Raw genomic sequence first — 24,031 nt, forward strand, 5'->3', positions numbered from 1 at the left:
CAGCAAAGCAACATGTGAACGCGAAATGAATGAAATTTCAGGTCAGGTTTGGTATTTTTTGATACATTTATCACCTAGGTTAGGTTTCTCGTAAAAAATCAGTCATTTAATCGGTGATATAGATCAGTAATACAATATATTATACTATATTGACCCCCCTTCGATGCTCTGCCTAAGTTGATCCCAAGGCCACACCAATAAATTTGGGGCCTTGCCAAATGCCACGTCCGATATCGGGCGGGCATATGAGGGGGATATCATTGATGAGCATGGTAACAATGCGGCGTCGCCGCAAAGGCATACTCTTGTCCGCGGCAGCCGCGATCGTCGCCGCTTCCGGACTCACCGTCGTTGCGACGCCGGCAGCCGCCCAAGGCTATGTGAACGTCATTGCCGGCGGCTCGGTCACCGATGCTGCGGGCCAGCCGATTGCGGGGGCAACGGTTACGGTGACGTCCGACGCGCAGGGCTTCACCCGCAGCGCGACCACTGACAAGGACGGCAGCTATCAGATCCCGGAATTGCCGCCGGGCAGCTACAGCTTCACGATCACCGCACCGGGCTATGCCACCTACCGTGAGGACAATGTGTCCCTCCGGGCCGGTTCGTCGTCGAACCGCTTTGCGCTGGGCGCCGAAAGCACGTCGGGTGAAATCACCGTGTCGGGCAAGCGCATTCGTACCTCCGATTTCGACAGCACCACCACCGGCGCAGTCATCGACGTAGCGGACATCGCGACCCGCCTGCCCGTCGGCCGCGACCTGCAATCGGTCGTGCTGCTTGCACCCGGCGCCAATGCAGGCGCCGGCGCATTCGGCGGTCTGCCGTCGATCAACGGCGCGGCGGTGTCCGAGAACGCCTTCTTCATCAACGGCTTGAACATTACCGACTTCCGCAAAAGCCTCGGCGCGGTAACGGTGCCGTTCGACTTCTATCAGACGGTGGAAACCAAGACGGGCGGCTATGCAGCCGAGTTCGGTCGTTCGACCGGCGGCTTCATCAACGCCACGACCAAGTCGGGCTCGAATGAATTCCATGGCGGCATCATCTTCACCGCCAGCCCGAACGAATTGATGAGCGCCACCAAGGACACCCTCTATTCGGACAACAAGAACGGCCGCTACGACGCGACGTCGATGACGGCGGAACTGTCGGGTCCGCTGTGGAAGGACCATCTGTTCTTCTATGGCCTGTATCAGTCGCGCAACATCAGCTCGGTCAGTGCAGGTCGCCAGTGGTTCCCAGCGACGAACACCTTCCTGGGCACCTCGCGCAGCTTCTACCGTACGACTTCGCCTTTCTTCGGTGGCAAGATCGACGCGGTCATCACCAACGGCCAGCGTCTCGAGTTCACCTATTTCGACACCTCGGGTGAGGGCACGACACGGACCTATGGCAATACCAGCTCGGTGGCCAATCGCTGGAACCCCGTGACCGGCGTCGATGGTCCTTATCAGGGCCAGTATTACTCGCGCTATGGCGGCAAGAACTATGTCGGCCGCTATACCGGTGTTATGAGCAAGTGGCTGACGGTGTCGGCTGCCTATGGTCGCAATGAAAACGTTCAGTTCGGCCAGTCGATCAACCGCTTCGGCACCAACCTGCCCCCGGTCAGCGATGCACGAACCGACTCCCCGATCAGCCTGACGATTCCGGGCGGTTCGCTGGACTCGGCCGAAGACGTCCGCAAATTCTATCGCACCGACGTCGACGTGTATTTTAAGGCGCTGGGCACGCACCATATCCGCTTCGGCTATGACCGTGAGGATCTCGCCTCACAGGTTCAGACGCTCGGCAATGGCGGCGGTATCGGCTATACGATTTTCCGCACCCGTGCGGGCGACCAATATGGCCTGCCGATCGGCACCGACTATGTGCGTCAGTCAACCTATTCCGTTGGCGGCGGTTTCGCCTCGCGCAACGATGCCTTCTACGCACAGGACAGCTGGTCGCTGATCGACAACCGGCTGAACCTCAACCTCGGCATGCGCCTCGACAGGTTCGAGAACAAGAATGGTGACGGTGCCACCTTCTACAAGTCGGGCAACCAGTGGGGGCCGCGCCTTGGCATAACCTTCGACCCGATCGGCAACCAGACCGACAAGATCTACGGTAGCTTCAGCCGCTTGTTCATTCCGGTCGCTGCCAACACCAACATCCGCCTGGCGGGTGGAGAAACCTTCTACTGGCGTACCAACGTATTCAACGGCCTGGATGGCAACAACGTACCGATCCTGGGCGCGCCGGTGCTCTATGCGGGTGCGGCGGCCTGCCCTGACACGGGCATCCGCAACTGCGACGTCACCGGAACCGGCCGTGCGCCCGATACGCGCAGCGTGGTCGCCCAGGGCCTCAAGCCGCAATCTGCCGATGAAATCATCATCGGCTACGAAAAGCGGGTCGATCGTTGGCGGTTCAATGCTTACCTGACCATCACACAGCTCAACGAAGTGCTGGAGGATGCGGCGATCGATTTGGCCGTCAATAATTATTGCAAGGCGCAGAATATTTCGGGCTGCGGTAATGTTTGGAACGGCTTCCACCAATATGTTCTGATCAATCCGGGTCGTGGCGGCGCGATTACGCTTTCCGATCCCGTCAACGGCGAGACAACGCCAAGGACCGTGAACTTCACCGCAGAGCAGCTGGGCTATCCCAAGGCGGAGCGTTTCCACCGCTCGATGACCTTCCGCGCCTGGCGCGAATTTGACGGGGTCTGGAGCCTCGAAGGGTCGTATGTCTACGGCAAGACCTATGGCAATTACGAAGGCGGCGTGAAGAGCGACAACGGCCAGAGCGATACCGGCCTGACCCAGGACTTCGACCAGCCCGGCCTGACGCGCGGCATGTACGGTTATACGCCGAACGATCGTCGCCACGTCTTCAAGCTGTTCGGCAGCTATCAGCTGGGTCTCTTCAACTTCGGCGCCAGCTTCTCGGCGACCGCACCGCGCAAATATGGGTGTATCGGTCGCGTGCCGCTCAACGTCGACCCCTATGCGCGGGCTTATGGTGCGGCGGGTGCCTATTGCCAAGTCAAGCCGGACGGCTCGATCAACACGGATCCGAACACCGCCTTTCCGACCCAACTTGTTCGTCGCGGCACCGCGTTCGACGGGCGTTGGCTGTTCACCGACAATCTCGACATCTCGACCAAGCTGCCGATCGGCCGGTCCACCGCGACGATCCGTCTGACCGTGTTCAACTTCCTGAACCTGAAGACGCCGAGCAACTTCAACGAGTTCGGTACAAACAATGCCGGTACGGCGTCGATTTTCTACCGGACGATCACGGGATATCAGGGCGGCCGCAACGCCCGATTCCAGTTCCAGTACGCCTTCTGACCCTTACCCCCAGGGGTTGTCCGGACCGATGGTCCGGGCAACCCTGGACCTGGGGCCGGGCCGAGCGATCGGCCGGGCCCCATTTTTGTTCTATGGTCTTTTTGCCAGCGTCTGGCAGCGTTACCCCCCGAACCCGGTCGGCGCAGGGCTGACCGTCACAGCGGTTCCATCGCGCAGTTCCTGCACCTCCAGCGCGCGTTCGGCGACCCCGTCGCGGCCGAAGCGGAAGGCGCCGTCGATCCCCGCGAAACCATCCGAGGCGCGCAGTCGCGCTTCGGGGAAGGGCGCGTTCATCTTCCAGTCGCGCGCGATGCGCACGGTCAGCAGGACCGAATCGTAACCCAGGCTCGATAGGCGGTAGGGCGCCGCCTTGAACCGCGCGCGATATTTGGTCGCATATTGGCGGTAGAGGGTGTTGGAAACGCTGGCGAACCATGCGCCGTTTAGTGCGGCGCGCGAGGCGATGCCCGATTCGGAATTCCACAACTCGGTGCCCAGCAGCCGTGTCGTCGCACCCGATCCGCGCTTGAGGATGGGCGCTGCCACCGCCGCGGTCGCACCGCCATCGGCGATCAGCACCGCGTCATAAGGGGCCTTGGCGTTCAGCCGCTGGGCCGCCGCGCCGATGCCGCCCGCGACCCGGCCATAGGGCTGGAGCGAGACGACCTGCCCCCCCGCCCCTTCGACCGCGCGCAGGAAGGCGGTCGAGGCGCGTTCGCCGTACAGGCCGTTGGGAACCAGCCCGGCAAAGGTCGTGACGCCGCGCCCACGGGCATAGGTGACGACCCGGTCGATCGACTGGGCGGGCGTATAGCCCATCAGGTAGGTGCCGTTCCCCGCCACGCCCACGTCGTTGGAAAAGCTGATGACCGGCACGCGCGCCGCGTGCGCCACCGGGGCGACGGCGCGGACATCCTCGGACAAGAGCGGCCCCAGGATCAGTTGCGCGCCCTCGGCGATCGCCTTTTGCGCCGCTGCGCCCGCGCCGTTCGCGGTGTCGTAATTGGTGATGCGGATCGTGTCGGCCTGCGCATCGAGCAGCGCCATCATCGTCGCATTGGCGATCGACTGCCCCACCCCGGCATTGCTACCCGACAGGGGCACCAGCAACGCGATGCGGTGGCGCGCGGTGTCGCGGGGCAGCCCGGCTTCCGGCTCGGTCGAGGGGCGCGGGGTGGTCGGCACCGGCCGCGTCTCGGGCTGGTCGACGGGACCGCGCGGCACGATCGTCTGACAGGCGGCCAGCGCCAACGTCGTCGCCAGCGCGACGGTACGGCCCAGCCGCCCGGCGCCATGCCCGCGCACAATGTGGTGGAAGCGGCCCCGAACGACGGCCCCCGGTTGTACGAACAGCCCTGCCTCTGTCATGACGATCCCCGTGACCCAATCCGAACATACTCTCGAACCCGGCCTGTACATCGTCGCGACCCCCATCGGCAATCTCGGCGATCTGTCCCCGCGCGCGGCCAACATTTTGACAAACGCCGATATCATCGCGGTCGAGGACAGTCGCGTGACGGCCGGGCTGCTCCGCCATATCGGGGTGAAGCGGCCCATGCAGCCCTATCACGACCACAATGCCGAGCATGTCCGCCCCGGCCTGATCGCGCGCATGGCGACGCAGGCAGTGGCGCTGGTCTCCGATGCGGGCACCCCGCTGATCTCCGATCCCGGTTACAAGCTCGTCCGCGATGCCCGCGCGGCGGGCCATGCGGTGGTGACGATCCCCGGCCCCTGCGCCGCGATCGCCGCGCTGACGCTGGCCGGGCTGCCGACCGACCGCTTCTTGTTCGCGGGCTTCCTGCCGCCCAAGGAAAAGGCGCGGGCCGATGCCATTGCCGAGATCGCCTCGATCCGCGCGACCCTCGTCCTCTACGAATCGGGCCCGCGCCTGGCCGCGACGCTGACCGCGCTGGCGCAAGGCCTCGGCGATCGCGAGGCGGCGGTGACTCGCGAAATCACCAAGAAGTTCGAGGAGGCGGTGACTGGCACCCTCTCCACCCTCGCCGCGCGCTATGCGGAGGGCGGCCCAAAGGGCGAAATCGCGATCGTCGTCGCTCCGCCCGGCGAAGCCCCGCCCGCCACCGAACAGGACGCCGACGCCGCACTGGCCGAAGCGCTCACCCGCCTGCCCGTCGGCCGCGCGGCGAGTGAGGTGGCCAAGGCGCTGGGGATGGACCGCAAGGCGCTCTATGCCCGCGCGCTTGCGATGAAGGGCAACGATTCCAGCGATTGAGTCCCTGCGTTAGCGATTCGGCAAGGATCGAAGACGTATTCTGGAGGATAGGAGCCGCTCCCCTCATGTACGCCTTCGACTTTCGTCACGACATCAACCTGCTGGACATACGCTGGACCGGGCTGTTCACGCCCGAGATCGCCGCGCGCTATGCCCATGAGTTGAACAACGCCTTCTGGCGCAGCGGCTTTGTCCCCGGCTATCTTCTGCGCGTAGACATGAGCGGCATTCGGGTCCAGCCGTCCGATTCCGTCATGGTCGTGCATAACAATATGCGCAATTTCCCGCGTGCCAGCCGCATCGGCATGGTGACCAATAGCGCGATCGCGCGGCAGCAGATTTTGCGCCTGATGAAGCAACCCTATCTGCGCATCTTCGATACGCGCGAGCTTGCGCTGGAATGGCTCTTGTCGCCGGAAGAAGCCCTCGCCTGACGGTGTGGTCATGGGGTAGCAGGGGTGCATGTCGCTCGTTCCGCCTCGCCCCCGCCGGGATCGCCGTGCCGCCGAAGAGGCGGGCCGACGTGGCGAGCGCCTTGCGGCATGGTGGCTGCGGCTGAAGGGCTGGACCATTCTCGATCGCCGGGTCCGCACACCTGCGGGGGAGGTCGACCTGATCGCGCGGCGGGGATCGCTGGTGGCGTTCGTCGAGGTGAAGACGCGCAAGACCGTCGTCGAACTCGACTTCGCGATCGATGAGCGGCGGCTGGCAAGGGTGGCGGCGGCGGCGGAGGTGCTGATGGCGACCTATGCGGGACCGGACGACGACATTCGCGTCGACGTCATCCTGCTTGCTCCGGGCATGCGGCCGCGACACATCGAAAATGCCTGGTGCGGGTGACGCGCGGGTGACAGGGGCAGGACGAAGGATTACCTCCCCTGCCAAAGACCCGTCCGAACGAAGGAACATTCCATGTCCAAGCCGCTGACCGTCGCCGTCCAGATGGACCCGATGGACCAGATCAACATCGCCGGGGACTCGACCTTCGCGCTGATGCTCTCGGCGCAGGCACGTGGGCACACGCTGTTCCACTATGACGCGGGGGACCTCAACTGGTCGGACGGACATCTCTGGACCCGCGCGCATCCCGTCACCGTGCAGCGGGTCGCGGGGGATCATTACAGCTTTGGCGAGCCGGTAAAGCTCGACCTCGGCGATGAGGCCGACGTCGTGCTGATGCGGCAGGACCCGCCCTTCGACTTAGGCTATATCACCGCCACCCATCTGCTGGAGCGGGTCGCCGAGAAGACACTGGTCGTGAACAATCCGCGCAGCGTGCGCAACGCGCCAGAAAAGGTCTTCGTCCTCGACTATCCACAGTTCATGCCGCCGACGCTCGTCACCCGCTCGCTGGACGAGGCGCGCGCGTTCCTGGCTCAGCATGGCGAGATCGTGATCAAGCCGCTGCACGGCAATGGCGGTAAAGCGATCTTCAAGGTCGGGCGCGACGGCGCGAACCTGTCCGCGCTGATCGAGGTGTTCAACACCGCGTACCGCGAACCGCATATGGTGCAAGCCTTCCTTCCGGCCGTGGCCCAGGGCGACAAGCGCATCGTCCTGATCGACGGCGAGGTCGCGGGCGCGATCAACCGCCTGCCGGGCGAGGGCGAGATCCGCTCCAACCTGGCGGTCGGCGGCTCGGCGCAGAAGACCGAGCTGACGGAGCGCGAACGCGAGATTTGCGCGGTGCTGGGGCCGGAGTTGAAGCGGCGCGGGCTGTTGTTCGTCGGCATCGACGTGATCGGCGGCGAATGGCTGACCGAGATCAACGTGACCTCGCCGACCGGCATCGTCGCGATCGAGAAATTCGACGGGACCGATGTCGCGGGCCTGATCTGGGACGCGATCGAAGCGAAGGTCGCGGCGAAGGGCTAATCAAATTCCTCCCCTGGAAGGGGAGGTGGCGCGCATAGCGCGACGGAGGGGTGTCGCCCTCTCGATAGCGGGACACCCCTCCACCAGCTTCGCTGGTCCCCCTCCCCTTGCAGGGGAGGAAGAACTGGTCCGTACTAACCCTTACGGAACCCATCCCCCCTCCCATGCTTTGTTCGCGTCGAGCAACGAAGGGCATAGGCAATGGGTGCAACGACCATCGGCGCCATGGTGGGCGCCGCCATCGACGGCATGTCGGGTGACGACGGCGTCGCGGACGGCGCGATCATCGGTGCGGTGACCGCCAATGTCCTGAAAGTCGTGCTGCCGCTCGCCATCACCTATGCGGTGGGCTGGGCGGTGCTGCGCGGTGCTGGTGAGATCAAGGACCGGGTTTTCGGAGAAGCAGTATGATCGGACGTATCATCGGCGCGCTCGTCGGGCGTGAAATCAGCCGTCGCGAAGGCAGCGACGGCTTCAAGGGCGCGGCACTTGGCGCGTTGGCGGTCGGCGGCATGCGCCGTTTGGGTCCGCTCGGCCTGCTGCTCGGTGGCGGCTATGCGGCCAAGAAGGCCTATGACCGACACAAGGCCGGCAAGGTCGCAGCCAACCGCTTCTAAAACGCCGCTTACGGACAAAGCGATACCGCAGCGCGTCAAGCATGTCTTGACGCGCTGCAACTGCGTGCGTCAAAGGCAGACATGCCCAACTCGCCCGCCCATTCCGACGATCCCCACAAGCTGAAGCGCCGCGGCATGTTGTTCGTGCTGTCCTCGCCCTCGGGCGCGGGCAAGTCGACGATCGCGCGCAAGCTGCTCGCCGATGACGACGGCCTGCAAATGTCGGTCTCGGCGACGACGCGCGGGATGCGGCCGGGTGAGGTTGACGGCAAGGACTATCATTTCGTCGACCTGGAAGAATTTCGCCGCATGGTGGCGAATGACGAGTTCCTCGAATGGGCGCACGTCTTCGACAATCGCTACGGCACCCCGCGCGCGCAGGTCGAGGCAATGCTGGCCGCGGGCAAGGACGTGCTGTTCGACATCGACTGGCAGGGCGCGCAGCAGCTGTTCCAGATCGCGGGCGGCGACGTGGTCCGCGTGTTCATCTTCCCCCCCTCGATGGAGGAACTGCGCCACCGACTCGAGCGCCGCGCGACCGACTCGGTCGCGGTGATCGACGCGCGCATGGCCCGCGCGACCAACGAGGTCAGCCACTGGGACGGCTATGACTATGTCTTGGTCAATGACGATGTGGAGCAGTGTTTTCAGGGGGTGAAGACGATCCTTCAGGCCGAGCGGCTGAAGCGCTCGCGCCAGACGGGGTTGATCGGGTTCATCCGGAAGCTGACGACGAAGTAAGCGCGGGGACGGTCGGGGCGTGCACTTCGACTTCGCTCAGTGCGAACGGGGTGTGGGGTTGGCCGCCACCGGCGCTCGGGACGCCGTCCACATTCCCAACCGCCGTTCAGGCTGAGTGTAGTCGAAGCCCAAGGGAAGGCCTCGCCGCACGCGCATCCCGTGCACTTCGACTTCGCTCAGTGTGAACGGGGTGCGGGATAGGCGGCAACCGGCGCGGGGCGGCTGTCCCATTCCCAACTCCCGTTCAGGCTGAGCGTGGTCGAAGCCCATGCCCCGCCCTCTCCACGGACGAAAGCGCTTACCCCAGCGCCTTCAGGAACCGCACCGCCGCGTCGAACTCGTTCCGCTTGGCCTCGCGAGCTTCGACGGCTAGGTAATCCTCGCCCCAAATCTCGGCTTGGAAATCCTCGTCGACATGCGCGGCGGTCCAGATCGTGTCGGCGTCCGCCGCGCCCTCCAGCAATGCGAGCGCCAGCACCAGCGAGCCGGTGATCGTCACCACCGGCGACAGCGCGGCCAGACGGAACGGATCGAGCACCGCCACCGCCTGCGCCAAGCGCTCGACGGTCGCGGATGGCTGGGGCTGGTGCATGATCCCTGCGACCAGCGTGAAATGCACGTCGTAACGGTCGCGCGCCCAGTCGAACAGCGGATTCCACACTGCATCCTGCCGCGCCACCAGTTCGAGCGGCGTGTCGGCCCGGTAACAGAGCAGGTCGCTCTCGGCATAGCGTGCGAGCCCGTCCGCGAAGGGCGCCGGGTCCGCACCGATGCGGTCGATCGCCGCATTCGCAAGGCCGGTCAGCGGCATGGCGCGCGGATCGACCGTTTCCTCGACACTGCGCCACTCGTCCGCAACCGCCTCGGCCAGCGCCGTCGTCGGCAGTGCCAGCGGCACCCGCCCTGGCGTGCGCACCGGCCGGTCGTCGAGCCGCACCACCCGATCGGCATCGACCGAGACCTCTTTCCAGAACCGCTTCATTCGCCTCCGCTCCGCCAGCGATGCGCCAGACCGGCGGGCACGATGGCGATCATCGCCAGCGCCGACAGGATGATGGCGACACCCAGCGCCTTGTGCGGCCATGCCACCCCGCGCGAAGCCAGCACCACGCCGAACAGTGCGCCCGCCACGCCGATCAGGCGCACCCCCATGATGATGAACCAGTGCCGCCGCGCGCGCGTGTCGCCGCTCATGGCCGCACCAGCAGGGCGGGCAGATCCGCGACCTCTTGCGCCACGACCTCGGCGCCCGCGTTCACCAACTCTTTCACGTCATGATACCCCCAGGCGACGCCGACCGCGAAGGCGCCCGCCGCCTTGCCCATCGCCATGTCGAAGCTCGTATCGCCGATCATCGCGACATCCTGCGCCGCGACGCCGGTCTCGGCCATGGCGGCGAGCACCATCGACGGATCGGGCTTGGAGGGATGCCGGTCGGCGGTCTGCAACGTGACGAAATGATGAGACAGACCATGTTCCGCCAACACCCGCTTCAGACCGCGATCGGACTTGCCCGTCGCCACGCCCATCAACCAGCCCTCCCCCGCCAGATGGTCAAGCAAAGCGGGAATGCCGTCGAACAGCGGCTCCGGCTCCATCGCGCCCGCCGTGCGCAGGCGGAAGAATGCGGCCTTATAGTCGCTGGCCAGCTGGTGGTGCAGAGCGTCCGGCTGGTCGGGGGCCAGCACCCGCATCGCCTCGACCAGGCTCAACCCGACGATCCGACGAATCGCAGGGGCGGGCGGCGGCGTGAGGTCCGCCATGGTGAACGCCTCGACAGCGGCGAGACAGATATTGGCCTGGCTATCGACCAGAGTGCCGTCACAATCGAACAGGGCAAGGCGCGGGCGCGTCATCGCTCCCTCCTATCGGCAAGGCTGCGGCGGGGGAAGCATGACGTTTCGGATGAACAACAGCTAACAACCGCATTCAGCATCCGAACATGGCGAATCACCCATAAGGGCTTCAACGACGACGGGAATCACCCCGCCGCCGCCGGTTTGAAGATCAAGGGAGATCGTGATGTTCAAGAAGCTTTCGCTCGCTGCCGCCGCCCTTGCCGTCGGCGCCACGGCCATGGTTCCGACCGCTGCTTCGGCACAGCGTTATTATGATCGCGGCTACGGCTACGACCGCGCCTATGGCGATGCCTATTCGGACGGTTACAATCGCGGCCCGCGTTATGATCGCGGCTACTACGACCGTGGCGGCTACAATCGCGGCTATTACAATCGTGGGCCGCAGCGCTGCAACAACGGCACGACGGGCACCATCGTCGGCGCGATCGCGGGCGGGCTGCTGGGCCGCACGATCGACACGCGGGGCGACCGTACCCTCGGCACGATCCTCGGCGGCGGTGCCGGTGCGCTGGCCGGTCATGCGATCGAGAAGTCGAACAACCCCGGCTATTGCCGGTAATCCTCGGGGCTGAGGGGGATGCCCCCCTCACCCTAAGATAAACGAAAGCCCCGTCGACCGAGGTCGGCGGGGCTTTTTGCCATGCTTGATCCTCCCCGGCACGGGGAGGTGTCAGGGCGTCCGCCCTGACGGAGTGGGCCTTGCCACACAGCACATCCTTTGCCGCACGCCCCCTCCACCATCCTTCGGATGGTCCCCCTCCCCGTTCCGGGGAGGATTATATTAGCGCGCCCCCCGGCCCCGCCGTTCGCCGCGGCGTTCCTTGCGATACTGCTTGGCATGGGCCTTGGCGCGCTGCTTCAGGACTTCCTTGGGCGGCGGGCCGCGATCCTCGTCCTGGGGCAGGACGTCGCCACGAATCTCGTCGAATCCGAGCTGGTTCATCGATTCGGCGAAATGGGTCGGCAGCTCGGCGGTCTGGTCGATGCGGCCGCCATCGGGATGATCGACCCGGATACGCCGCGCGTGCAGGTGCATCTTACGGCTGATCCCGCCGGTCAGGAACGCCGCCGCGCCGCCATATTTGCCATCGCCGACGATGGGATGGCCGATCGCCGCCATATGCACGCGCAGCTGGTGCGTGCGGCCGGTAAAGGGCTGCAACTCGACCCAGCAGCAGCTGTTGCCCGCGCGTTCGATCACGCGGTAGCGCGAGCGCGCCGACTGGCCGTTTTCCTCGTCGACATGCATCTTCTCGCCGCCGGTGCCCGGCTGCTTGGCGATGGGCAGCTCGATCGTGCCATCGTCAATCGAGGGCACGCCGACGACCAGCGCCCAATAGATCTTCTTGGCGGTGCGCCCCGAAAAGGCCTTGGCGAAGAACGCCGCCGCGCGGGCATTGCGCGCGACCAGCAGCGCGCCCGACGTATCCTTGTCCAACCGGTGGACCAGCTTAGGCCGCCCCTCCGCCTCGAACTGCAGTGCGTCGAGCAGGCCATCGACATGGGTGGTCGTCTTGGTCCCGCCCTGCGTCGCCAGACCCGGCGGCTTGTTGAGGACCAGCGCGTCGCGATCCTTGTGGATCACCATCTCGCGCGCGAACGACTCCTCATCCTCGGACAGGATGTGGCGCGGCCGCATCGTCGGCTTGCTGCTTTCGGCGAGCGCGGGCTCAGCCGGGGGGACGCGCAGCACTTGGCCCGCCGCGATCCGGTCGCCGGGCGTCGCGCGCAAGCCATCGACGCGCAACTGGCCGGTACGTGCCCATTTGGCGACGGTGGTGAAGCTGGTGTCGGGCATATGCCGCTTGAACCAGCGGTCCAGCCGGATGCCGTCATCGTCATAGCCGACCGTAAATTGGCGGACAGAGTCCGTCATGCGAAAATCCTTGTAAGCGAAAGTCCGGCCCACAACGCGGCCAGCGAACCCAGCAACGACAAGGCGATGTAACCGAGCGCGGCCGTCATCTGGCCGCGTTCGACCAAGGTGATAGTATCGAGCGAGAAGGACGAAAAGGTGGTGAAGCCCCCCAATATCCCAACGCCGATGAACAGCCGCCACCCCTCCGTGCCGCCGGTCCGGGCGAGGACGCCCGCCAGCAATCCCATCAACAGACCACCGACCCAGTTGACGGTCAGCGTGCCATAGGGAAAGTTCGGGCCGAACGCATCGAGCATGTAGCGGCCGGTCAAATACCGGGCCCCCGAGCCCAATGCGCCGCCCAGCATCACGAGAAGAAGCGGTGACATGATCCGCTCCCCTTAGCGCAAGCCCGTCACCCGCGCAAAGGACAAGCGCGTCGGGGCATTATCAGCGGCCCCGGACCACCAAATCGATGTCGGTCCCCCCCTCCGGCCGGGCAGTCGCATAGACCATATAGGCCGCCTGCCCCCGCGTGCCGCCCAGCACATGCTGCGCACCATCCAGCTTGTGCTCAGCGCTGTAGCCGGCTCCGCTGGCGCGGGTATAATAATAGTCGATGACCTTGGCGGCGGGTGCGGCGGTGCGCAGGCTGACGATGCGGAAGGCGCAGCCATTCGCGTCATTGCCCGCCGCCTCCGCGACGCGCGAACCCGGATAGGGTGCCAACGCTCCCGGCATCCGGTTCGCCCATGTCGCCGAGTAGCGCAGGCCCGACAGGCAAGCGGCATTGCCCGCCTGCTGCCCCGCCTTGGCCGCCAGCGTGAAGGCCCCCGCCGAGGCGCGGCATTCGGGGCAGTCGCGCGCGGCGACCGGGGCCGACTTCAACGTGCGCGCATCGACCGGATCGGCGGGCGGCGGCATCGAGGGCAGCTGATCGCTGGCGGGCCGGTTGGGCGGTCGCACCGCATTGGCGTTGGACGTCTGGGTCAGGCCGGGATCGACCATGATCTGTCCGGCCAGCGCCTCGCGGAGCTGCGGATCGCGGGCGGGGCTGCCGTCGTTCATCGATGCCAGTTCGTTGTCGAGCGCATGGAGCTGCGCATCGTCATCAGACTTGCCGCCGCATGCCGCCAGCAACAGGCAGCCCAGCGGGATCAGGATATAGTGCGACTTCGCCATCATGGGGCTTCGTCTAGCACGGCTAAGCAATACGATCCTTAACGGTTCTTACCTTCGTCATGGCCCAGTGCGGGATAACGGAGGCGAACACCCATTCCTCCCCTGCAAGGGGAGGTGGCAGGCCGAAGGCCTGACGGAGGGGTGTCCTGCTATCGAGAGGGCGATACCCCTCCACCAGCTTCGCTGGTTCCCCTCCCCTTGCAGGGGAGGAATGGAAGAATGTCGATCAGTCACAGGCCTAACGCTTGTGCAGAGGGTGCCCCCTCGCCATCTTGAGATTCATGCTGAACCTGTTCTCGATCGTCATCGGCCTGGTCGCGCTTCTGCTCGGGATCGTGCCGTTTCTGCCCTTTTTCGCCTGGGGCTACTGGTTCGTGATCCCCATCGCGATCGTCGGCGCGGCGGTGGGTGCCTTGTCGTCGCGCGATACAGGGCGCAATCTGAACCTGATCCTCATCCTGATCTTCGGCCTTCGCCTCATGCTGGGTGGCGGCTTCATCTAAAACGGCGAACGGCCCGGCGAGTCTCCCCGCCGGGCCGTCCTTTACGCCGTCCGCCGATTAGCGGCAGCGAACCTGGCCGCGGTCGATCTGCTGGCCGAGCAGCGCGCCGCCGCCAGCCCCGATCACCGTGCCGAGCAGGCGCGAACCGCCGCCCGCGATCACATTGCCCAGCGCGCCGCCCGCCAGACCACCGATCACCAGTCCGGTGGTGCCGTCATTGCGGCGGCAGTAATAACGGCCGTTCATGCCGCGATAGATGCGATCGTTCCGACCGAGCGCGCGCGGCTGGTAATAGCGGCCGTCGCGATAATAGCGCTCGGGATAGTAACCGCGCTGACCCGGCTCGAAGCGGTTATAGTCGTAATTGCGCCAGCGGACGTTGCGCATGTCCTTGCGATAATCCTTGCGCGCATCGCGGATGTCCTCGCGATATTCCCGGCGCGCCTCACGGATGTCGCGCGGCGAATCGGCGCGGCGGACGTCGCGGTTATAGTCGCGGCGGGCATCGCGAACGTCTTCGCGATATTCCTGGCGGGCTTCATAGCCGTTACGCTGCGCCTCGGCAGGAATGGCGGAAAAGGCGGTGGCGGCCATCGTCGCCGTCAACAGAGCAATACGCATACTCAAACTCCCGTTGATGATGGGAGTAAGAACCCGCGCTTATCCCGCTTGTTGCGTGAACCGAAAACTACTTGGCGTTCACTATCGAGACAGAATCATCTGTTTGATTTTCCAAACAAAAGGGGCGCCACCCGGAGGTGACGCCCCTTGCCCCTGCGTGACGAGGAGAGCCGGTCTTAGCGGCAGCGGCGGTTGCTCGTGCCGCGCTCGATCTCACGACCGGCGAGCGCACCGACGGCGGCACCGCCCAGCGTGCCCAGCGTGCGGTCGCCGCGCGTATCGATCGTGCGGCCCAGCAGCGCACCCGCGACGCCACCGACGACCAGGCCCGTGGTGCCGTCCGGCTTGCGGCAGCGGACGCGGCCACGGTCATCGCGCCATTCGCGATACTTGTAACGGCGCTGCGCATCGGCGGCGGTCACCGGCAGGACCAGCGTGGGGACGACCATCGCGGTGCAACCCAGGGCAAGCATCAATTTCCGCATGACAAACTTCCTTTCGAATTGATCTGACGCCGTAACGTCCCAATTCTACTGTCCGTTGCATGAACGGGAGATAACGTCGCGTTCATCGAAGCGTCGCCCTTTCCGAGGGCTGATCCCCGCTCTAGGGTTGCCCGCGATGCTGCCCCAACCCACCGCCATGCTGCCCGCCGTGATGCCCTGGCTCGATCTGGCGGGGCTGGCCGTGTTCGCGGTGTCGGGCGCGCTGGTCGCGGCCAAGCATCGCCAGACGATGGTCACGCTCGTCTTCTTCGCACTCATCACCGGGGTCGGCGGCGGCACGCTGCGCGACCTGCTGATCGATGCGCCGGTCTTCTGGGTGCATGACTCGCAGGTGCCTCTGGTCTGCCTGATCGCGGCGGTCGCGGTATGGGCGACGCCTGCGCGCTGGTGGCGGGGCAGCGCGCTCGACTGGTTCGACGCGGTGGGGCTGGCGGCCTATGCCGTGTACGGCGCGGCCAAGGCGAGCGGCTATGGCATCACCCCCATCCCGGCGGCGATGCTGGGCGTGGTGTCGGCCTGTGTCGGCGGCATCATCCGCGACGTGATCGCGGGCGAACCGTCGATCCTGATGCGGCCGGAGCTGTATGTGACGGCGGCGGCGCTGTCCTCGACCAGCTATGTCATCCTGATGCAGCTCGGGGTGCCGGGCGCCGGGCCGATCGCGGCGCTGGCCGGGTTCGTGCTGCGCGGGGCGGCGATCCGGTATCGGATCGCGCTGCCCGCCTATCCGGCGAAGGGGTGGGATAGGGGGTAGGCGTTAAGGCGTGGCCTTCGACTTCGCTCAGGCTGAACGGATGTTTGTATCCCGTCCCAACCGCCGTTCAGGCTGAGCGAAGTCGAAGCCCAAGGGAATCCCCTCACCGCCCCAGCATCAACTCCGGCCGCACCACCCGGTCGAACGTCGCCTCGTCGACCAGCCCCAGCTCCAGCCCGGCCTCCTTCAACGTCTGTCCCTTCTGGTGCGCGTGCTTGGCGATCTTGGCGGCGTTGTCGTAACCGATCTCGGGCGCCAGCGCCGTCACCAGCATCAGCGAACGGTCGAGCAGCTCGGTGATCCGGTCGCGATTGACCGTCATCCCCTCGACCGTCCGCTCGGCGAAACTCTCCATGCCGACCGACAGCAAGTGGATCGAGCGCAGCACGTTCGCCCCGATCAGCGGCTTGAAGACGTTCAGCTCCAGATGCCCCTGAAGCCCGCCGACCGTGACGGCGGCATTGTTGCCGATCACCTGCGCGGCAACCATGGTCAGCATCTCGCACTGGGTCGGATTGACCTTGCCCGGCATGATCGAACTGCCCGGCTCGTTGGCCGGCAGTTCCAGCTCGCCCAGCCCCGAGCGCGGGCCGGAGCCCAGCAAACGGATGTCGTTGGCGATCTTGGTCAGCGCCACCGCCAGGACATTCAGCGTCCCATGCAGGTCGACCAGCCCGTCATTGCTGGCCAGCGCCTCGAACTTGTTGGGCGCGGTCACGAAATCGAGACCGGTCGCCTCGGCGATCTCCGCCGCGATCGCCTCGGCAAAGCCGTTCGGCGCGTTCAGCCCGGTGCCGACCGCCGTCCCTCCCTGCGCCAGCGGCAGGATGTTGCGGTGGAGCGTCCCCTCGATCCGGTCGCGGGCATTGGCGAGTTGCTGCACATAGCCCGAAAACTCCTGGCCCAGGGTCAGCGGGGTCGCGTCCTGCAAATGGGTGCGGCCGATCTTGACGATCGAATCCCAGTCCTTCGCCTTGGCCTCCAGCGCGGCATGGAGCCGGTCGAGTGCGGGGAAAAGCTGCTTCGTCACGGCAATCGCGGCGGCGACATGCAGCGCGGTCGGGAAAGTGTCGTTGGAGGACTGGCCGCGATTCACATCGTCATTGGGATGGACCGGCGACTTACCGCCGCGCGTACCGGTCAGCGTCTCGTTGGCGCGGCCCGCAATCACCTCGTTCGCGTTCATGTTGGACTGGGTGCCCGAGCCGGTCTGCCAGATGACGAGCGGGAACTGGTCGTCGTGCCGCCCGTCGATCACCTCCTGCGCCGCCGCCTCGATCGCATCGGCCTTGTCCGCTGCCAGGCCATGGGCGCGATTGATCCGCGCTGCCGCCTTCTTCACGATGGCGAGTGCATGGACGATGCCGATCGGCATCTGCTCGCGCGCGCCGAAGGGGAAATTCTCCAGGCTGCGCTCGGTCTGCGCGCCCCAATAGGCGCTGGCGGGGACTTCGATGGGGCCGATCGAGTCGGTTTCGGTGCGGGTGGTGGCGTTCTGGGTCATGCGACAGGGACTCACCGATGGGGTCAGGGGTTCCCACCCATATAGTCACCGCGACGCCGACGGACGAGGGCACAGTGCTTGCCACCCGGCCCCTGCCCGCCTATCGCCGCCCTCACGACAGGTTCCTCGAAAGAGGATGAAAAGGGAATGGGGTGCGACACCCCGGCTGCCCCTGCAACTGTAAGCGGCGAGCCGCCCGCCACGACGCCATTGGGGTAATCCCCGAGAAGGCGGCGGACAGGCCCCGACCCGCGAGCCAGGAGACCTGCCCGTCGTGGTCGTCCTTCGGCTGGTCAGGGTGTACCGGACGGAACGGGGCTTTCCCCTCGCGCGGCGACAGCGCCTTTGGAGACTTGCCCGATGTACGAGCCCTTTTCATGCTGAAGCCCGCCGCGAACGGCCCCGCCGTGGTCGCCTGCAACACCTGCCGCCTGTCCGACGAGGCGCGCGAAAACGACCAGGGCCAGCGCGGCGGCGCGCTGCTGGTCGAGGCGTTGCGCCGGGTACAGGCGTCCGACCCCGCTTATGCCGAGGTCGCGGTCGAAGAGATGCCCTGTCTCTTTGCCTGCCAGTCCTTCTGCACCGTCCATCTGCGCTGCCCCGGCAAGGTCGGATACGTCATGGGCAAGTTCGCCCCCGATGACGACGCCGCGCGCGCCATATTGGACTATGCCCGCGCCTATGCCGACAGCGACTGGGGACAGGTGCCCTACAAGCAATGGCCGCAAGGGGTGAAAGGCCATTTCCTGACCCGCACGCCCCCCGAAGGATATGTTGTCGAATGACCGCTTTTCCCGACATCGCCGCGTTCGAGACGGCGCTCGCCACCCTGCCCCGGCCCGACGACCAGGCCCGCGCCGCCGCCGCCGCGCGACAAGGCCAGTTGACCAAGCCGCCGGGCTCGCTCGGCCGTCTGGAGGATATCGCGATCTTCCTCGCCGGATGGCAGGGCGTCGAGCGGCCCCGGATCGAGCGCGGCCGCGCAGTCATCTTCGCCGGCAATCACGGCGTCACCGCGCGCGGGGTCAGCGCCTTTCCGGCCGAGGTGACGGTCCAGATGGTCGCCAATTTCGCCGCCGGAGGGGCCGCGATCAACGCGCTGGCGGCGGCGGCGGGGTTGGAACTGGCGGTGGTGCCGCTCGAGCTCGACCGACCGACCGCCGACTTCACGGCCGCCCCCGCGATGACCGAGGAAGAGTGCCTGAGCGCGCTGTCCGCCGGGGCCGAGGCGGTGGGCGATGCCGACCTGCTCGTGCTGGGCGAGATGGGGATCGGCAACAGCACCGCCGCCGCCGCGCTCGCCGCCGCCAGTTTCGGGGGCGGCCCGGCCCTGTGGGTCGGGCCGGGCACGGGGGTCGATGCGCAGGGCGTTCAGCGCAAGGCGGCGGTGGTGGCCGAGGGCCTTGCGCTACACCGCGAACATCTGACCAGCGCCTTCGAGATCCTGCGCCGACTGGGCGGGCGCGAGATCGCGGCAATGGCGGGCGCGGTGCTGGCGGCGCGGCACAAGCGCATTCCGGTGGTGCTCGACGGCTTTATCGGCACCGCCGCCGTCGCGCCGCTGGCCCATGCCAACCCGGCAATCAGCGCGCATTGCCTGTCGGGCCATTGCTCTGCCGAGCCGGGCCATGTCCTTCTGCTCGCCCGGCTGGGGTTGGAGCCGATCCTCTCGCTGAACATGCGGCTGGGCGAGGCGAGCGGCGCGGCGGTCGCGGTGCAGGTCATCCGTTCCGCGATCGCGGCGCATGACGGCATGGCGACCTTTGCCGAGGCGGGCATCGCGGGCGCGTGACCGGCTTTCGCCTGCATCTGCTCCGTCACGGCGAGCCCGAGTTGTCGGGGCGGATGCTGGGGCGAACCGACAGCCCGGCCACGGCCGGGGGCATCGCGGCCTGTGTCGCGCGGGCGGATGGGCTGGACGTCACCCGCCGCATCGCCTCCGACCTGTCGCGCGCGCGCGCCTGTGCCGAGGCGATCGGCCAGGCCGAGATCGATTCGCGCTGGCGGGAACTGGATTTCGGGGACTGGGACGGGCTGGCGGCTAGGGACATCGAGCCGGAAGCGCTGGCCCGCTTCTGGGACGATCCCGATGCCGCCCCGCCACCGGGTGGCGAGCGTTGGTCCGATCTGGTCGCCCGCGTGCGAAGCGCCATCGCCGCTTTGCCGCCCGAGCCGACCCTGGTCGTCACCCATGGCGGCGCGATCCGCGCGGCGCTGCATGTCCTGTGCGGGTTCGACCTGCGCGCGACATGGTCGTTCGCGCTGCCCTATGCCGCGCTGGTCACGTTGGAGGTGTGGGACGGCACGCCGCGCAGCGCGCAGGTGACGGGGCTGGCGACCGCATGAAGGCACTGATCGTCGCGCTGGGCTTCCTGACCCGCCTGCCCATGCCGCGCGTCGAGGCGGACGAAGGGGATTTCGCACGGGCCATCCGGCTCTACCCGGTGGCGGGGCTGGTCATCGGAATCATCGTCGCGGGCGCAGGCTGGCTGGGCGCGCGCATCGATCCGTGGACGGGCGCGCTGGCGGCACTGGTCGCCTGGGTCTGGGCGACGGGGGCGCTGCATCTGGACGGGCTGGCCGACCTGTCCGACGGGCTGGGCGCGGCGCATGGCGATTGCTCGCGATTGCTGGCGGTAATGGCCGATCCGCATATCGGCAGCTTCGGCGTTACGGCGCTGGCGATGCAGTTGATCGCCAAGCTGGTGCTGCTCCATGCCTTGCCCCCCAAGGCATGGCCGATCGTCGCGCTGATCCCGGCGGCGGCGCGGGTCGGGCCGCTGGTCTGGGCGCGACTGTTGACGCCGCTTCGTCCCGGAGGGCTGGGCGCGATGGTCGCACGGGCGGTGCGGCCGGTCGACATGATCGGCTGGATACTCGCAGCCCTTGCGCTGGGCCTGTTCTATCCGCCGGTCGCGACCGCGCCGCTCATCATCCTGGCGCTGTCGCTCTGGTTCCGGTGCAAGCTGGGCGGGGTGACGGGCGATGTGCATGGCGCAGGGATCGAGCTGACCGAAACCGCATTGCTCCTCGCCGCCGTCCTTTACGCCCTGCCCTGAGCGATCCGCAGCAGCGCATCGCAATCGACATGCGCCTCCAGCACGGCGGCGATGGCGTCGAGCGCGGCATCGACATCGGCGCGGTGATCCGGCCCCTGTCCCGCCACGCCGATCCGCGCCAGCCACGCGGCACGCTGCTCCGCCTGCCCAAGCAGGCCATGGACATAGCTGCCCGCGACCAGCCCATCGGCGCGGATCGCCCCCTCCGCCCGGCCATCGGCGAGATGGCCGACCGGCCGCACCGTATCGGGGCCACTGGTGCGCCCGAGATGGATTTCATAACCCGAGAAGGACGCTCCCAGCGCCTCGCCCGTCACCGGCCGCACGGTCTTTTCGCCGGTCAGCACAGTCTCGACATTCAGCAGACCCAGCCCCGCGACGCTGCCCGCCGGGCCCTCGATCCCGTCCGGGTCGGCGACGACACGGCCCAGCATCTGGTATCCGCCGCACAAGCCCAGCACCGGCCGCCCGCGCCGATGATGCGCAGCGATGTCGATGTCCCAACCCTGCTCGCGGATGAAGGCCAGGTCAGCGATGGTCGCCTTCGACCCCGCCAGCACGATCATCGCGGCGTCGGGGATCGGCTCGCCGGGGCGGACCATGACCAGATCGACCTGCGGCTCCAGGCGCAGCGGATCGAGATCGTCGAAATTGGCAATGCGCGGCGTGACCGGACAGGCGATGACCACCCGCCCCCCGGCGCCCGTACGGCTCCGCTCCAGAACGACCGCATCCTCGCTGGGCAATCGCGCCGCGTCCGCCAGCCAGGGGATCAGTCCCAGCGAATGCCAGCCGGTATGTTCGGCGATCGTCGCCATACCGTCGGCGAACAGTTCCGGGTCGCCGCGAAACTTGTTGACCAAAAAGCCCCGGATCATTGCGGCGTCCTCAGGCGCGATCACCGCCTTGGTGCCGACCAGGGACGCGATCACGCCGCCCCGATCGATATCGCCCGCCAGCACCACCGGCACATTCGCCGCGCGAGCAAAGCCCATATTTGCGATGTCGCCGCTGCGCAGGTTGACCTCGGCGGGTGACCCGGCGCCCTCGACGATCACGAGATCGCACTGCGCCTCCAAACGGCGATAGCAGTCGACCACCTCGGGAAGCAGCCCGATCCGCCCCTCGCGCCACTTGGACGCGGGCAGCATCCCCCGCACCTGTCCGCGCACGATCAGTTGCGAGGTGCGGTCGCCCTGCGGCTTTAGCAGCACCGGGTTCATGTCGACATGGGGGGGCACCCGCGCCGCCATCGCCTGAGTCGCCTGTGCCCGACCGATCTCGCCGCCGTCGGGGGTCGCGGCGGCATTGTTGCTCATATTCTGCGGCTTGAACGGGCGAACGCGCAGCCCGCGATTGGTGAAGGCGCGGCACAGCCCCGCCACCAGCACCGACTTGCCCACGTCCGAGCCGGTGCCCTGGATCATCACGCCAGCCATGCGACACTCCCCGCGATCACCCAGAGCAGCAGGCAGGCGCGTGCATAGATTTGCAGGGCGGTCACAATGTCCTTCGGCGAAGCGGCCCGCCCTTCGCGTCCGATCCACGGCTTGATCTGGGTCACGCCGTCATAGGCGACGGGTCCGGCCAGCGCGACGCCCAGCGCCCCCGCCATCGCCGCTTCGGGCCAGCCCGCATTGGGTGAGGCATGGGCGCGTGCGTCGCGTTTCATCACCGCCCAGCCGCCTGCTCCCGCCAGGCAGACCAGCAACCCGGCAATCCGCGCCGGCACCCAGTTCGCCCCGTCGTCGATCCGCGCCGCCGCCCAGCCGAACGCCCGCCAGCGCGGTTCCTTGTGCCCGATGATGCTGTCGGCGGTGTTGATCGCCTTGTACATCCACACCCCCGGCAGCCCGAGCAGCAGCAGCCAGAAGAGCGGCGCGACGATGCCGTCGCAAAAGCTCTCCGCCAGCGTCTCGATCGCGGCGCGCGACACGCCCGCCTGGTCCAGCCGCCCGGTATCGCGCCCTACCACCCGCGCGACCAGCGCTCGCGCGGCGGGCAGATCACCGCGCAGCAACGCGTCGGCCACGGGCCGGACATGCACGTACAGGCTGCGCTGCGCGAGGGCGGGCCAGGCCAGCACGGCGCTGGCGATCCAGCCCCAGCGGCCGAGCCACATATGCGCCGCGTGGTCGAGCCCCCATGCCATCCCGCCGGTCAGGACGATCAGCAGGATCATGGTCAGGACACCCAGGCCCCGCCGAACGCCTTCGGACCGCTTCGGTGAATTGCCCAACCGCTCAGCCAGATTCAGGAACCGTGCAAACGCCCCCACCGGATGGCCGACACGCGCATAAAGCCGGTCCGGCCAGCCGATCGTGGCATCGAGCGCCAGCGCCACCAGCGCCACCGGATCAGCCATGCCGCAACGCCTCATCCAATCGTTCGAGATCCGCTGCCGCAGCGGGCACGCCGAAGCGCAGTCGTTCCGGCGCATCGGCGAAGGGCCGGATCAATATGCCCGCCGCCGCCAATCGCCGGAAGATGACGGCCGCCGCCGGTGTCTCGACCATGCGGAAAAGCGGACAGGCCCCGCGCGCGATCAGGCCATGACGCGCCAGCACCGCATCCAACGCCGCCGCCCGTTCGACCAAAGCGATCCGGGTCGCCGCGATCCATGCGCGATCGGCATAGGCCGCGCTGCCCCAGCTGATCGCATGCGCCGATACCGGCCAGTCCCCCAGCAGGTCGCGCAGTCGCGCCAATATCTCCGGCGCGGCCATCACGAAGCCCAGCCGCACCCCGGCCAGCCCGAAGAACTTGCCGAAGGACCGCAGCACCACGACCTGATCGCCGCCGTCGAAGCCGCTTCCCGGCATCGCATCGGCAAAGGCCTCGTCCAGGATCAGCCAGCCCCCCGCCCTCTGTTGCGCCGCCGCCAGCCGGGCCAGTTGCTCGGGCAAACGGTGGACGCCATCGGGATTGTTCGGGTTGGCGATCAGCAGGCTGCCCGCCTGCCCCGCCCAATCGTTCAGCGCGGACTGATCGACCCGCGCGGAAGCCACCGCGCCGTGGGTGCCATAGCTCGGGCGAACCGCGACGATCGGCTGCGGCACGCCCAGCAGCGGCAACAGGCGAAGCGCCATCTCGCTGCCCGGTACCGCCGCGACCCGCTCCGCCGCGACGCCGAAATGGGCCGCCGCCTGTGCTTCCAGACGGGCCAGCGCGCTGCGATCCGGCAAGGGGGCGGGATCGACCTCCAGCCCCTCGGGCGGGGTCCAGGGCACCGGGTTGATCCCTGTCGACAGATCCAGCCATGGCGCGGGCGCGTTCGGGAACAGCGCCCTGGCCGCATCGATCCGGCCGCCATGATGGGTCAGCGCCGCCATTTGGGCTTGCGTCATCGGCCCGCTCCCGCGATGCGGACCG

Annotated in this window: 28 protein-coding genes and 1 riboswitch; of the genes, 15 read left to right on the top strand and 13 right to left on the bottom strand. The window is 67.0% G+C overall.

Annotation, left to right across the window (positions count from 1 at the left end):
* Nucleotides 1-263 precede the first annotated feature (263 nt).
* Nucleotides 264-3,344 (top strand): TonB-dependent receptor, encoded by a 3,081-nt coding sequence (locus KV697_RS06900; protein ID WP_219020665.1) that lies wholly within the window; start codon nucleotides 264-266, stop codon nucleotides 3,342-3,344.
* Between the two features lie 120 nt (nucleotides 3,345-3,464).
* Here the strand turns inward: KV697_RS06900 and KV697_RS06905 are convergent, their stop codons facing one another.
* Nucleotides 3,465-4,712 carry a penicillin-binding protein activator gene (locus KV697_RS06905; RefSeq protein WP_219020666.1) on the bottom strand — a complete coding sequence of 416 codons (1,248 nt, stop codon included), beginning with the start codon at nucleotides 4,710-4,712 and terminating at the stop codon, nucleotides 3,465-3,467.
* Between KV697_RS06905 and rsmI the strand changes: the two genes are divergently transcribed.
* The 7 genes from rsmI (at nucleotide 4,711) to gmk (ending at nucleotide 8,813) form a co-directional block, all read left to right on the top strand.
* The gene (gene rsmI / locus KV697_RS06910; RefSeq protein WP_219020667.1) at nucleotides 4,711-5,580 is read left to right on the top strand and encodes a 16S rRNA (cytidine(1402)-2'-O)-methyltransferase; all 870 of its coding nucleotides are present in this window, start codon (nucleotides 4,711-4,713) and stop codon (nucleotides 5,578-5,580) included. The genes KV697_RS06905 and rsmI overlap by 2 nt on opposite strands.
* A 65-nt stretch (nucleotides 5,581-5,645) precedes the next feature.
* Complete coding sequence (locus KV697_RS06915; protein ID WP_219020668.1) at nucleotides 5,646-6,014, top strand: STAS/SEC14 domain-containing protein; 369 nt, start codon at nucleotides 5,646-5,648, stop codon at nucleotides 6,012-6,014.
* A 28-nt stretch (nucleotides 6,015-6,042) separates the two neighbouring features.
* The gene (locus KV697_RS06920) at nucleotides 6,043-6,420 is read left to right on the top strand and encodes a YraN family protein (protein WP_219020669.1); all 378 of its coding nucleotides are present in this window, start codon (nucleotides 6,043-6,045) and stop codon (nucleotides 6,418-6,420) included.
* 72 nt (nucleotides 6,421-6,492) lie between these two features.
* A complete protein-coding gene (gshB, locus tag KV697_RS06925) occupies nucleotides 6,493-7,455 on the top strand; it encodes a glutathione synthase (RefSeq protein WP_219020670.1) in 963 nt (320 codons plus the stop codon).
* Nucleotides 7,456-7,656: 201 nt separating this feature from the next.
* The gene (locus KV697_RS06930; RefSeq protein WP_219020671.1) at nucleotides 7,657-7,866 is read left to right on the top strand and encodes a hypothetical protein; all 210 of its coding nucleotides are present in this window, start codon (nucleotides 7,657-7,659) and stop codon (nucleotides 7,864-7,866) included.
* Complete coding sequence (locus KV697_RS06935) at nucleotides 7,863-8,072, top strand: hypothetical protein (protein WP_219020672.1); 210 nt, start codon at nucleotides 7,863-7,865, stop codon at nucleotides 8,070-8,072. The genes KV697_RS06930 and KV697_RS06935 overlap by 4 nt, the downstream gene beginning before the upstream one ends.
* Nucleotides 8,073-8,153: 81 nt before the next feature.
* Nucleotides 8,154-8,813: a guanylate kinase gene (gmk, locus tag KV697_RS06940; protein WP_219020673.1), complete on the top strand. Its 660-nt coding sequence runs from the start codon at nucleotides 8,154-8,156 to the stop codon at nucleotides 8,811-8,813.
* Nucleotides 8,814-9,111: 298 nt separating this feature from the next.
* On the opposite strand, the gene KV697_RS06945 is transcribed toward gmk, so the two are convergent.
* Genes KV697_RS06945 through KV697_RS06955 form a run of 3 tightly spaced genes read right to left on the bottom strand, consistent with a single transcriptional unit; the run spans nucleotide 9,112 to nucleotide 10,669 of the window.
* Nucleotides 9,112-9,795: an ATP12 family chaperone protein gene (locus KV697_RS06945; protein ID WP_219020674.1), complete on the bottom strand. Its 684-nt coding sequence runs from the start codon at nucleotides 9,793-9,795 to the stop codon at nucleotides 9,112-9,114.
* Entirely contained in the window at nucleotides 9,792-10,007 is a 216-nt protein-coding gene (locus tag KV697_RS06950) for a hypothetical protein (protein WP_056433321.1), read from the bottom strand. The genes KV697_RS06945 and KV697_RS06950 overlap by 4 nt, the downstream gene beginning before the upstream one ends.
* A complete protein-coding gene (locus tag KV697_RS06955; RefSeq protein WP_219020675.1) occupies nucleotides 10,004-10,669 on the bottom strand; it encodes an HAD-IA family hydrolase in 666 nt (221 codons plus the stop codon). Before KV697_RS06955 ends, KV697_RS06950 begins: the two co-directional genes overlap by 4 nt.
* 166 nt (nucleotides 10,670-10,835) lie before the next feature.
* Here KV697_RS06955 and KV697_RS06960 point away from each other — a divergent pair, with 166 nt between their 5' ends.
* Nucleotides 10,836-11,231, top strand: a complete 396-nt coding sequence (locus KV697_RS06960) for a glycine zipper 2TM domain-containing protein (RefSeq protein ID WP_042484542.1) — start codon at nucleotides 10,836-10,838, stop codon at nucleotides 11,229-11,231.
* 222 nt (nucleotides 11,232-11,453) lie between these two features.
* Here KV697_RS06960 and KV697_RS06965 read toward each other — a convergent pair whose 3' ends face one another.
* From KV697_RS06965 to KV697_RS06975, 3 genes are all read right to left on the bottom strand, one after another.
* Entirely contained in the window at nucleotides 11,454-12,548 is a 1,095-nt protein-coding gene (locus KV697_RS06965) for an RluA family pseudouridine synthase (protein ID WP_219020676.1), read from the bottom strand.
* Nucleotides 12,545-12,919, bottom strand: coding sequence for a fluoride efflux transporter CrcB (crcB, locus tag KV697_RS06970; protein ID WP_219020677.1), 375 nt, complete (start codon nucleotides 12,917-12,919; stop codon nucleotides 12,545-12,547). The genes KV697_RS06965 and crcB overlap by 4 nt, the downstream gene beginning before the upstream one ends.
* Nucleotides 12,920-12,980: 61 nt before the next feature.
* Nucleotides 12,981-13,715, bottom strand: coding sequence for a hypothetical protein (locus tag KV697_RS06975; protein ID WP_219020678.1), 735 nt, complete (start codon nucleotides 13,713-13,715; stop codon nucleotides 12,981-12,983).
* 278 nt (nucleotides 13,716-13,993) lie between these two features.
* Between KV697_RS06975 and KV697_RS06980 the strand changes: the two genes are divergently transcribed.
* Entirely contained in the window at nucleotides 13,994-14,215 is a 222-nt protein-coding gene (locus tag KV697_RS06980; protein ID WP_058746007.1) for a hypothetical protein, read from the top strand.
* A gap of 57 nt (nucleotides 14,216-14,272) precedes the next feature.
* On the opposite strand, the gene KV697_RS06985 is transcribed toward KV697_RS06980, so the two are convergent.
* Together KV697_RS06985 and KV697_RS06990 are read right to left on the bottom strand one after the other, a co-directional pair.
* Nucleotides 14,273-14,836: a glycine zipper 2TM domain-containing protein gene (locus tag KV697_RS06985; RefSeq protein WP_219020679.1), complete on the bottom strand. Its 564-nt coding sequence runs from the start codon at nucleotides 14,834-14,836 to the stop codon at nucleotides 14,273-14,275.
* A gap of 176 nt (nucleotides 14,837-15,012) precedes the next feature.
* Complete coding sequence (locus KV697_RS06990) at nucleotides 15,013-15,321, bottom strand: glycine zipper 2TM domain-containing protein (RefSeq protein WP_042484532.1); 309 nt, start codon at nucleotides 15,319-15,321, stop codon at nucleotides 15,013-15,015.
* A 136-nt stretch (nucleotides 15,322-15,457) separates the two neighbouring features.
* Here KV697_RS06990 and KV697_RS06995 point away from each other — a divergent pair, with 136 nt between their 5' ends.
* Entirely contained in the window at nucleotides 15,458-16,096 is a 639-nt protein-coding gene (locus tag KV697_RS06995; RefSeq protein ID WP_257575660.1) for a trimeric intracellular cation channel family protein, read from the top strand.
* A gap of 103 nt (nucleotides 16,097-16,199) precedes the next feature.
* Here the strand turns inward: KV697_RS06995 and fumC are convergent, their stop codons facing one another.
* Nucleotides 16,200-17,600: a class II fumarate hydratase gene (gene fumC / locus KV697_RS07000; protein WP_219020680.1), complete on the bottom strand. Its 1,401-nt coding sequence runs from the start codon at nucleotides 17,598-17,600 to the stop codon at nucleotides 16,200-16,202.
* Between the two features lie 102 nt (nucleotides 17,601-17,702).
* Nucleotides 17,703-17,887: riboswitch (cobalamin riboswitch) on the top strand.
* 90 nt (nucleotides 17,888-17,977) lie between these two features.
* On the opposite strand from fumC, the gene KV697_RS07005 reads away from it, so the two are divergent.
* The 4 genes from KV697_RS07005 to cobS are packed head-to-tail and all read left to right on the top strand — an operon-like array spanning nucleotide 17,978 to nucleotide 20,659.
* The gene (locus tag KV697_RS07005) at nucleotides 17,978-18,385 is read left to right on the top strand and encodes a DUF1636 domain-containing protein (RefSeq protein ID WP_219020681.1); all 408 of its coding nucleotides are present in this window, start codon (nucleotides 17,978-17,980) and stop codon (nucleotides 18,383-18,385) included.
* Entirely contained in the window at nucleotides 18,382-19,392 is a 1,011-nt protein-coding gene (cobT, locus tag KV697_RS07010) for a nicotinate-nucleotide--dimethylbenzimidazole phosphoribosyltransferase (protein ID WP_219020682.1), read from the top strand. Before KV697_RS07005 ends, cobT begins: the two co-directional genes overlap by 4 nt.
* On the top strand, nucleotides 19,389-19,946 hold the full coding sequence (locus KV697_RS07015; RefSeq protein ID WP_219020683.1) for a histidine phosphatase family protein: 558 nt from the start codon (nucleotides 19,389-19,391) through the stop codon (nucleotides 19,944-19,946). Before cobT ends, KV697_RS07015 begins: the two co-directional genes overlap by 4 nt.
* The gene (gene cobS / locus KV697_RS07020) at nucleotides 19,943-20,659 is read left to right on the top strand and encodes an adenosylcobinamide-GDP ribazoletransferase (RefSeq protein WP_219020684.1); all 717 of its coding nucleotides are present in this window, start codon (nucleotides 19,943-19,945) and stop codon (nucleotides 20,657-20,659) included. Before KV697_RS07015 ends, cobS begins: the two co-directional genes overlap by 4 nt.
* On the opposite strand, the gene KV697_RS07025 is transcribed toward cobS, so the two are convergent.
* The 3 genes from KV697_RS07025 to KV697_RS07035 are packed head-to-tail and all read right to left on the bottom strand — an operon-like array spanning nucleotide 20,644 to nucleotide 24,006.
* Nucleotides 20,644-22,098 (bottom strand): cobyric acid synthase, encoded by a 1,455-nt coding sequence (locus tag KV697_RS07025; RefSeq protein ID WP_219020685.1) that lies wholly within the window; start codon nucleotides 22,096-22,098, stop codon nucleotides 20,644-20,646. The two genes, cobS and KV697_RS07025, sit on opposite strands and share 16 nt — an antisense overlap.
* Nucleotides 22,086-23,024 carry an adenosylcobinamide-phosphate synthase CbiB gene (gene cbiB / locus KV697_RS07030; RefSeq protein ID WP_219020686.1) on the bottom strand — a complete coding sequence of 313 codons (939 nt, stop codon included), beginning with the start codon at nucleotides 23,022-23,024 and terminating at the stop codon, nucleotides 22,086-22,088. Before cbiB ends, KV697_RS07025 begins: the two co-directional genes overlap by 13 nt.
* Nucleotides 23,017-24,006 (bottom strand): aminotransferase class I/II-fold pyridoxal phosphate-dependent enzyme, encoded by a 990-nt coding sequence (locus tag KV697_RS07035; RefSeq protein WP_257575663.1) that lies wholly within the window; start codon nucleotides 24,004-24,006, stop codon nucleotides 23,017-23,019. Before KV697_RS07035 ends, cbiB begins: the two co-directional genes overlap by 8 nt.
* Nucleotides 24,007-24,031: the final 25 nt, after the last annotated feature.

It is taken from the genome of Sphingomonas sanguinis (assembly GCF_019297835.1).
In the GTDB taxonomy this organism is placed as follows: Bacteria; Pseudomonadota; Alphaproteobacteria; order Sphingomonadales; family Sphingomonadaceae; genus Sphingomonas; species Sphingomonas sanguinis_D.

Bases quoted from the DNA above. Each gene is read 5' to 3' on its own strand.
- fumC (WP_219020680.1), bottom strand. From the start codon at position 17,600: ATGACCCAGAACGCCACCACCCGCACCGAAACCGACTCGATCGGCCCC.
- cobS (WP_219020684.1), top strand. From the start codon at position 19,943: ATGAAGGCACTGATCGTCGCGCTGGGCTTCCTGACCCGCCTGCCCATG.
- KV697_RS06975 (WP_219020678.1), bottom strand. From the start codon at position 13,715: ATGATGGCGAAGTCGCACTATATCCTGATCCCGCTGGGCTGCCTGTTG.
- rsmI (WP_219020667.1), top strand. From the start codon at position 4,711: ATGACGATCCCCGTGACCCAATCCGAACATACTCTCGAACCCGGCCTG.
- KV697_RS06960 (WP_042484542.1), top strand. From the start codon at position 10,836: ATGTTCAAGAAGCTTTCGCTCGCTGCCGCCGCCCTTGCCGTCGGCGCC.
- KV697_RS07005 (WP_219020681.1), top strand. From the start codon at position 17,978: ATGCTGAAGCCCGCCGCGAACGGCCCCGCCGTGGTCGCCTGCAACACC.
- KV697_RS06915 (WP_219020668.1), top strand. From the start codon at position 5,646: ATGTACGCCTTCGACTTTCGTCACGACATCAACCTGCTGGACATACGC.
- KV697_RS06935 (WP_219020672.1), top strand. From the start codon at position 7,863: ATGATCGGACGTATCATCGGCGCGCTCGTCGGGCGTGAAATCAGCCGT.
- crcB (WP_219020677.1), bottom strand. From the start codon at position 12,919: ATGTCACCGCTTCTTCTCGTGATGCTGGGCGGCGCATTGGGCTCGGGG.
- KV697_RS06995 (WP_257575660.1), top strand. From the start codon at position 15,458: ATGCTGCCCCAACCCACCGCCATGCTGCCCGCCGTGATGCCCTGGCTC.
- cbiB (WP_219020686.1), bottom strand. From the start codon at position 23,024: ATGGCTGATCCGGTGGCGCTGGTGGCGCTGGCGCTCGATGCCACGATC.
- gshB (WP_219020670.1), top strand. From the start codon at position 6,493: ATGTCCAAGCCGCTGACCGTCGCCGTCCAGATGGACCCGATGGACCAG.
- KV697_RS06920 (WP_219020669.1), top strand. From the start codon at position 6,043: ATGTCGCTCGTTCCGCCTCGCCCCCGCCGGGATCGCCGTGCCGCCGAA.
- KV697_RS06985 (WP_219020679.1), bottom strand. From the start codon at position 14,836: ATGCGTATTGCTCTGTTGACGGCGACGATGGCCGCCACCGCCTTTTCC.
- KV697_RS06965 (WP_219020676.1), bottom strand. From the start codon at position 12,548: ATGACGGACTCTGTCCGCCAATTTACGGTCGGCTATGACGATGACGGC.
- KV697_RS06905 (WP_219020666.1), bottom strand. From the start codon at position 4,712: ATGACAGAGGCAGGGCTGTTCGTACAACCGGGGGCCGTCGTTCGGGGC.
- KV697_RS07035 (WP_257575663.1), bottom strand. From the start codon at position 24,006: ATGACGCAAGCCCAAATGGCGGCGCTGACCCATCATGGCGGCCGGATC.
- KV697_RS06930 (WP_219020671.1), top strand. From the start codon at position 7,657: ATGGGTGCAACGACCATCGGCGCCATGGTGGGCGCCGCCATCGACGGC.
- cobT (WP_219020682.1), top strand. From the start codon at position 18,382: ATGACCGCTTTTCCCGACATCGCCGCGTTCGAGACGGCGCTCGCCACC.
- KV697_RS06945 (WP_219020674.1), bottom strand. From the start codon at position 9,795: ATGAAGCGGTTCTGGAAAGAGGTCTCGGTCGATGCCGATCGGGTGGTG.
- KV697_RS06900 (WP_219020665.1), top strand. From the start codon at position 264: ATGAGCATGGTAACAATGCGGCGTCGCCGCAAAGGCATACTCTTGTCC.
- KV697_RS06990 (WP_042484532.1), bottom strand. From the start codon at position 15,321: ATGCGGAAATTGATGCTTGCCCTGGGTTGCACCGCGATGGTCGTCCCC.
- KV697_RS06955 (WP_219020675.1), bottom strand. From the start codon at position 10,669: ATGACGCGCCCGCGCCTTGCCCTGTTCGATTGTGACGGCACTCTGGTC.
- KV697_RS06980 (WP_058746007.1), top strand. From the start codon at position 13,994: ATGCTGAACCTGTTCTCGATCGTCATCGGCCTGGTCGCGCTTCTGCTC.
- gmk (WP_219020673.1), top strand. From the start codon at position 8,154: ATGCCCAACTCGCCCGCCCATTCCGACGATCCCCACAAGCTGAAGCGC.
- KV697_RS06950 (WP_056433321.1), bottom strand. From the start codon at position 10,007: ATGAGCGGCGACACGCGCGCGCGGCGGCACTGGTTCATCATCATGGGG.
- KV697_RS07025 (WP_219020685.1), bottom strand. From the start codon at position 22,098: ATGGCTGGCGTGATGATCCAGGGCACCGGCTCGGACGTGGGCAAGTCG.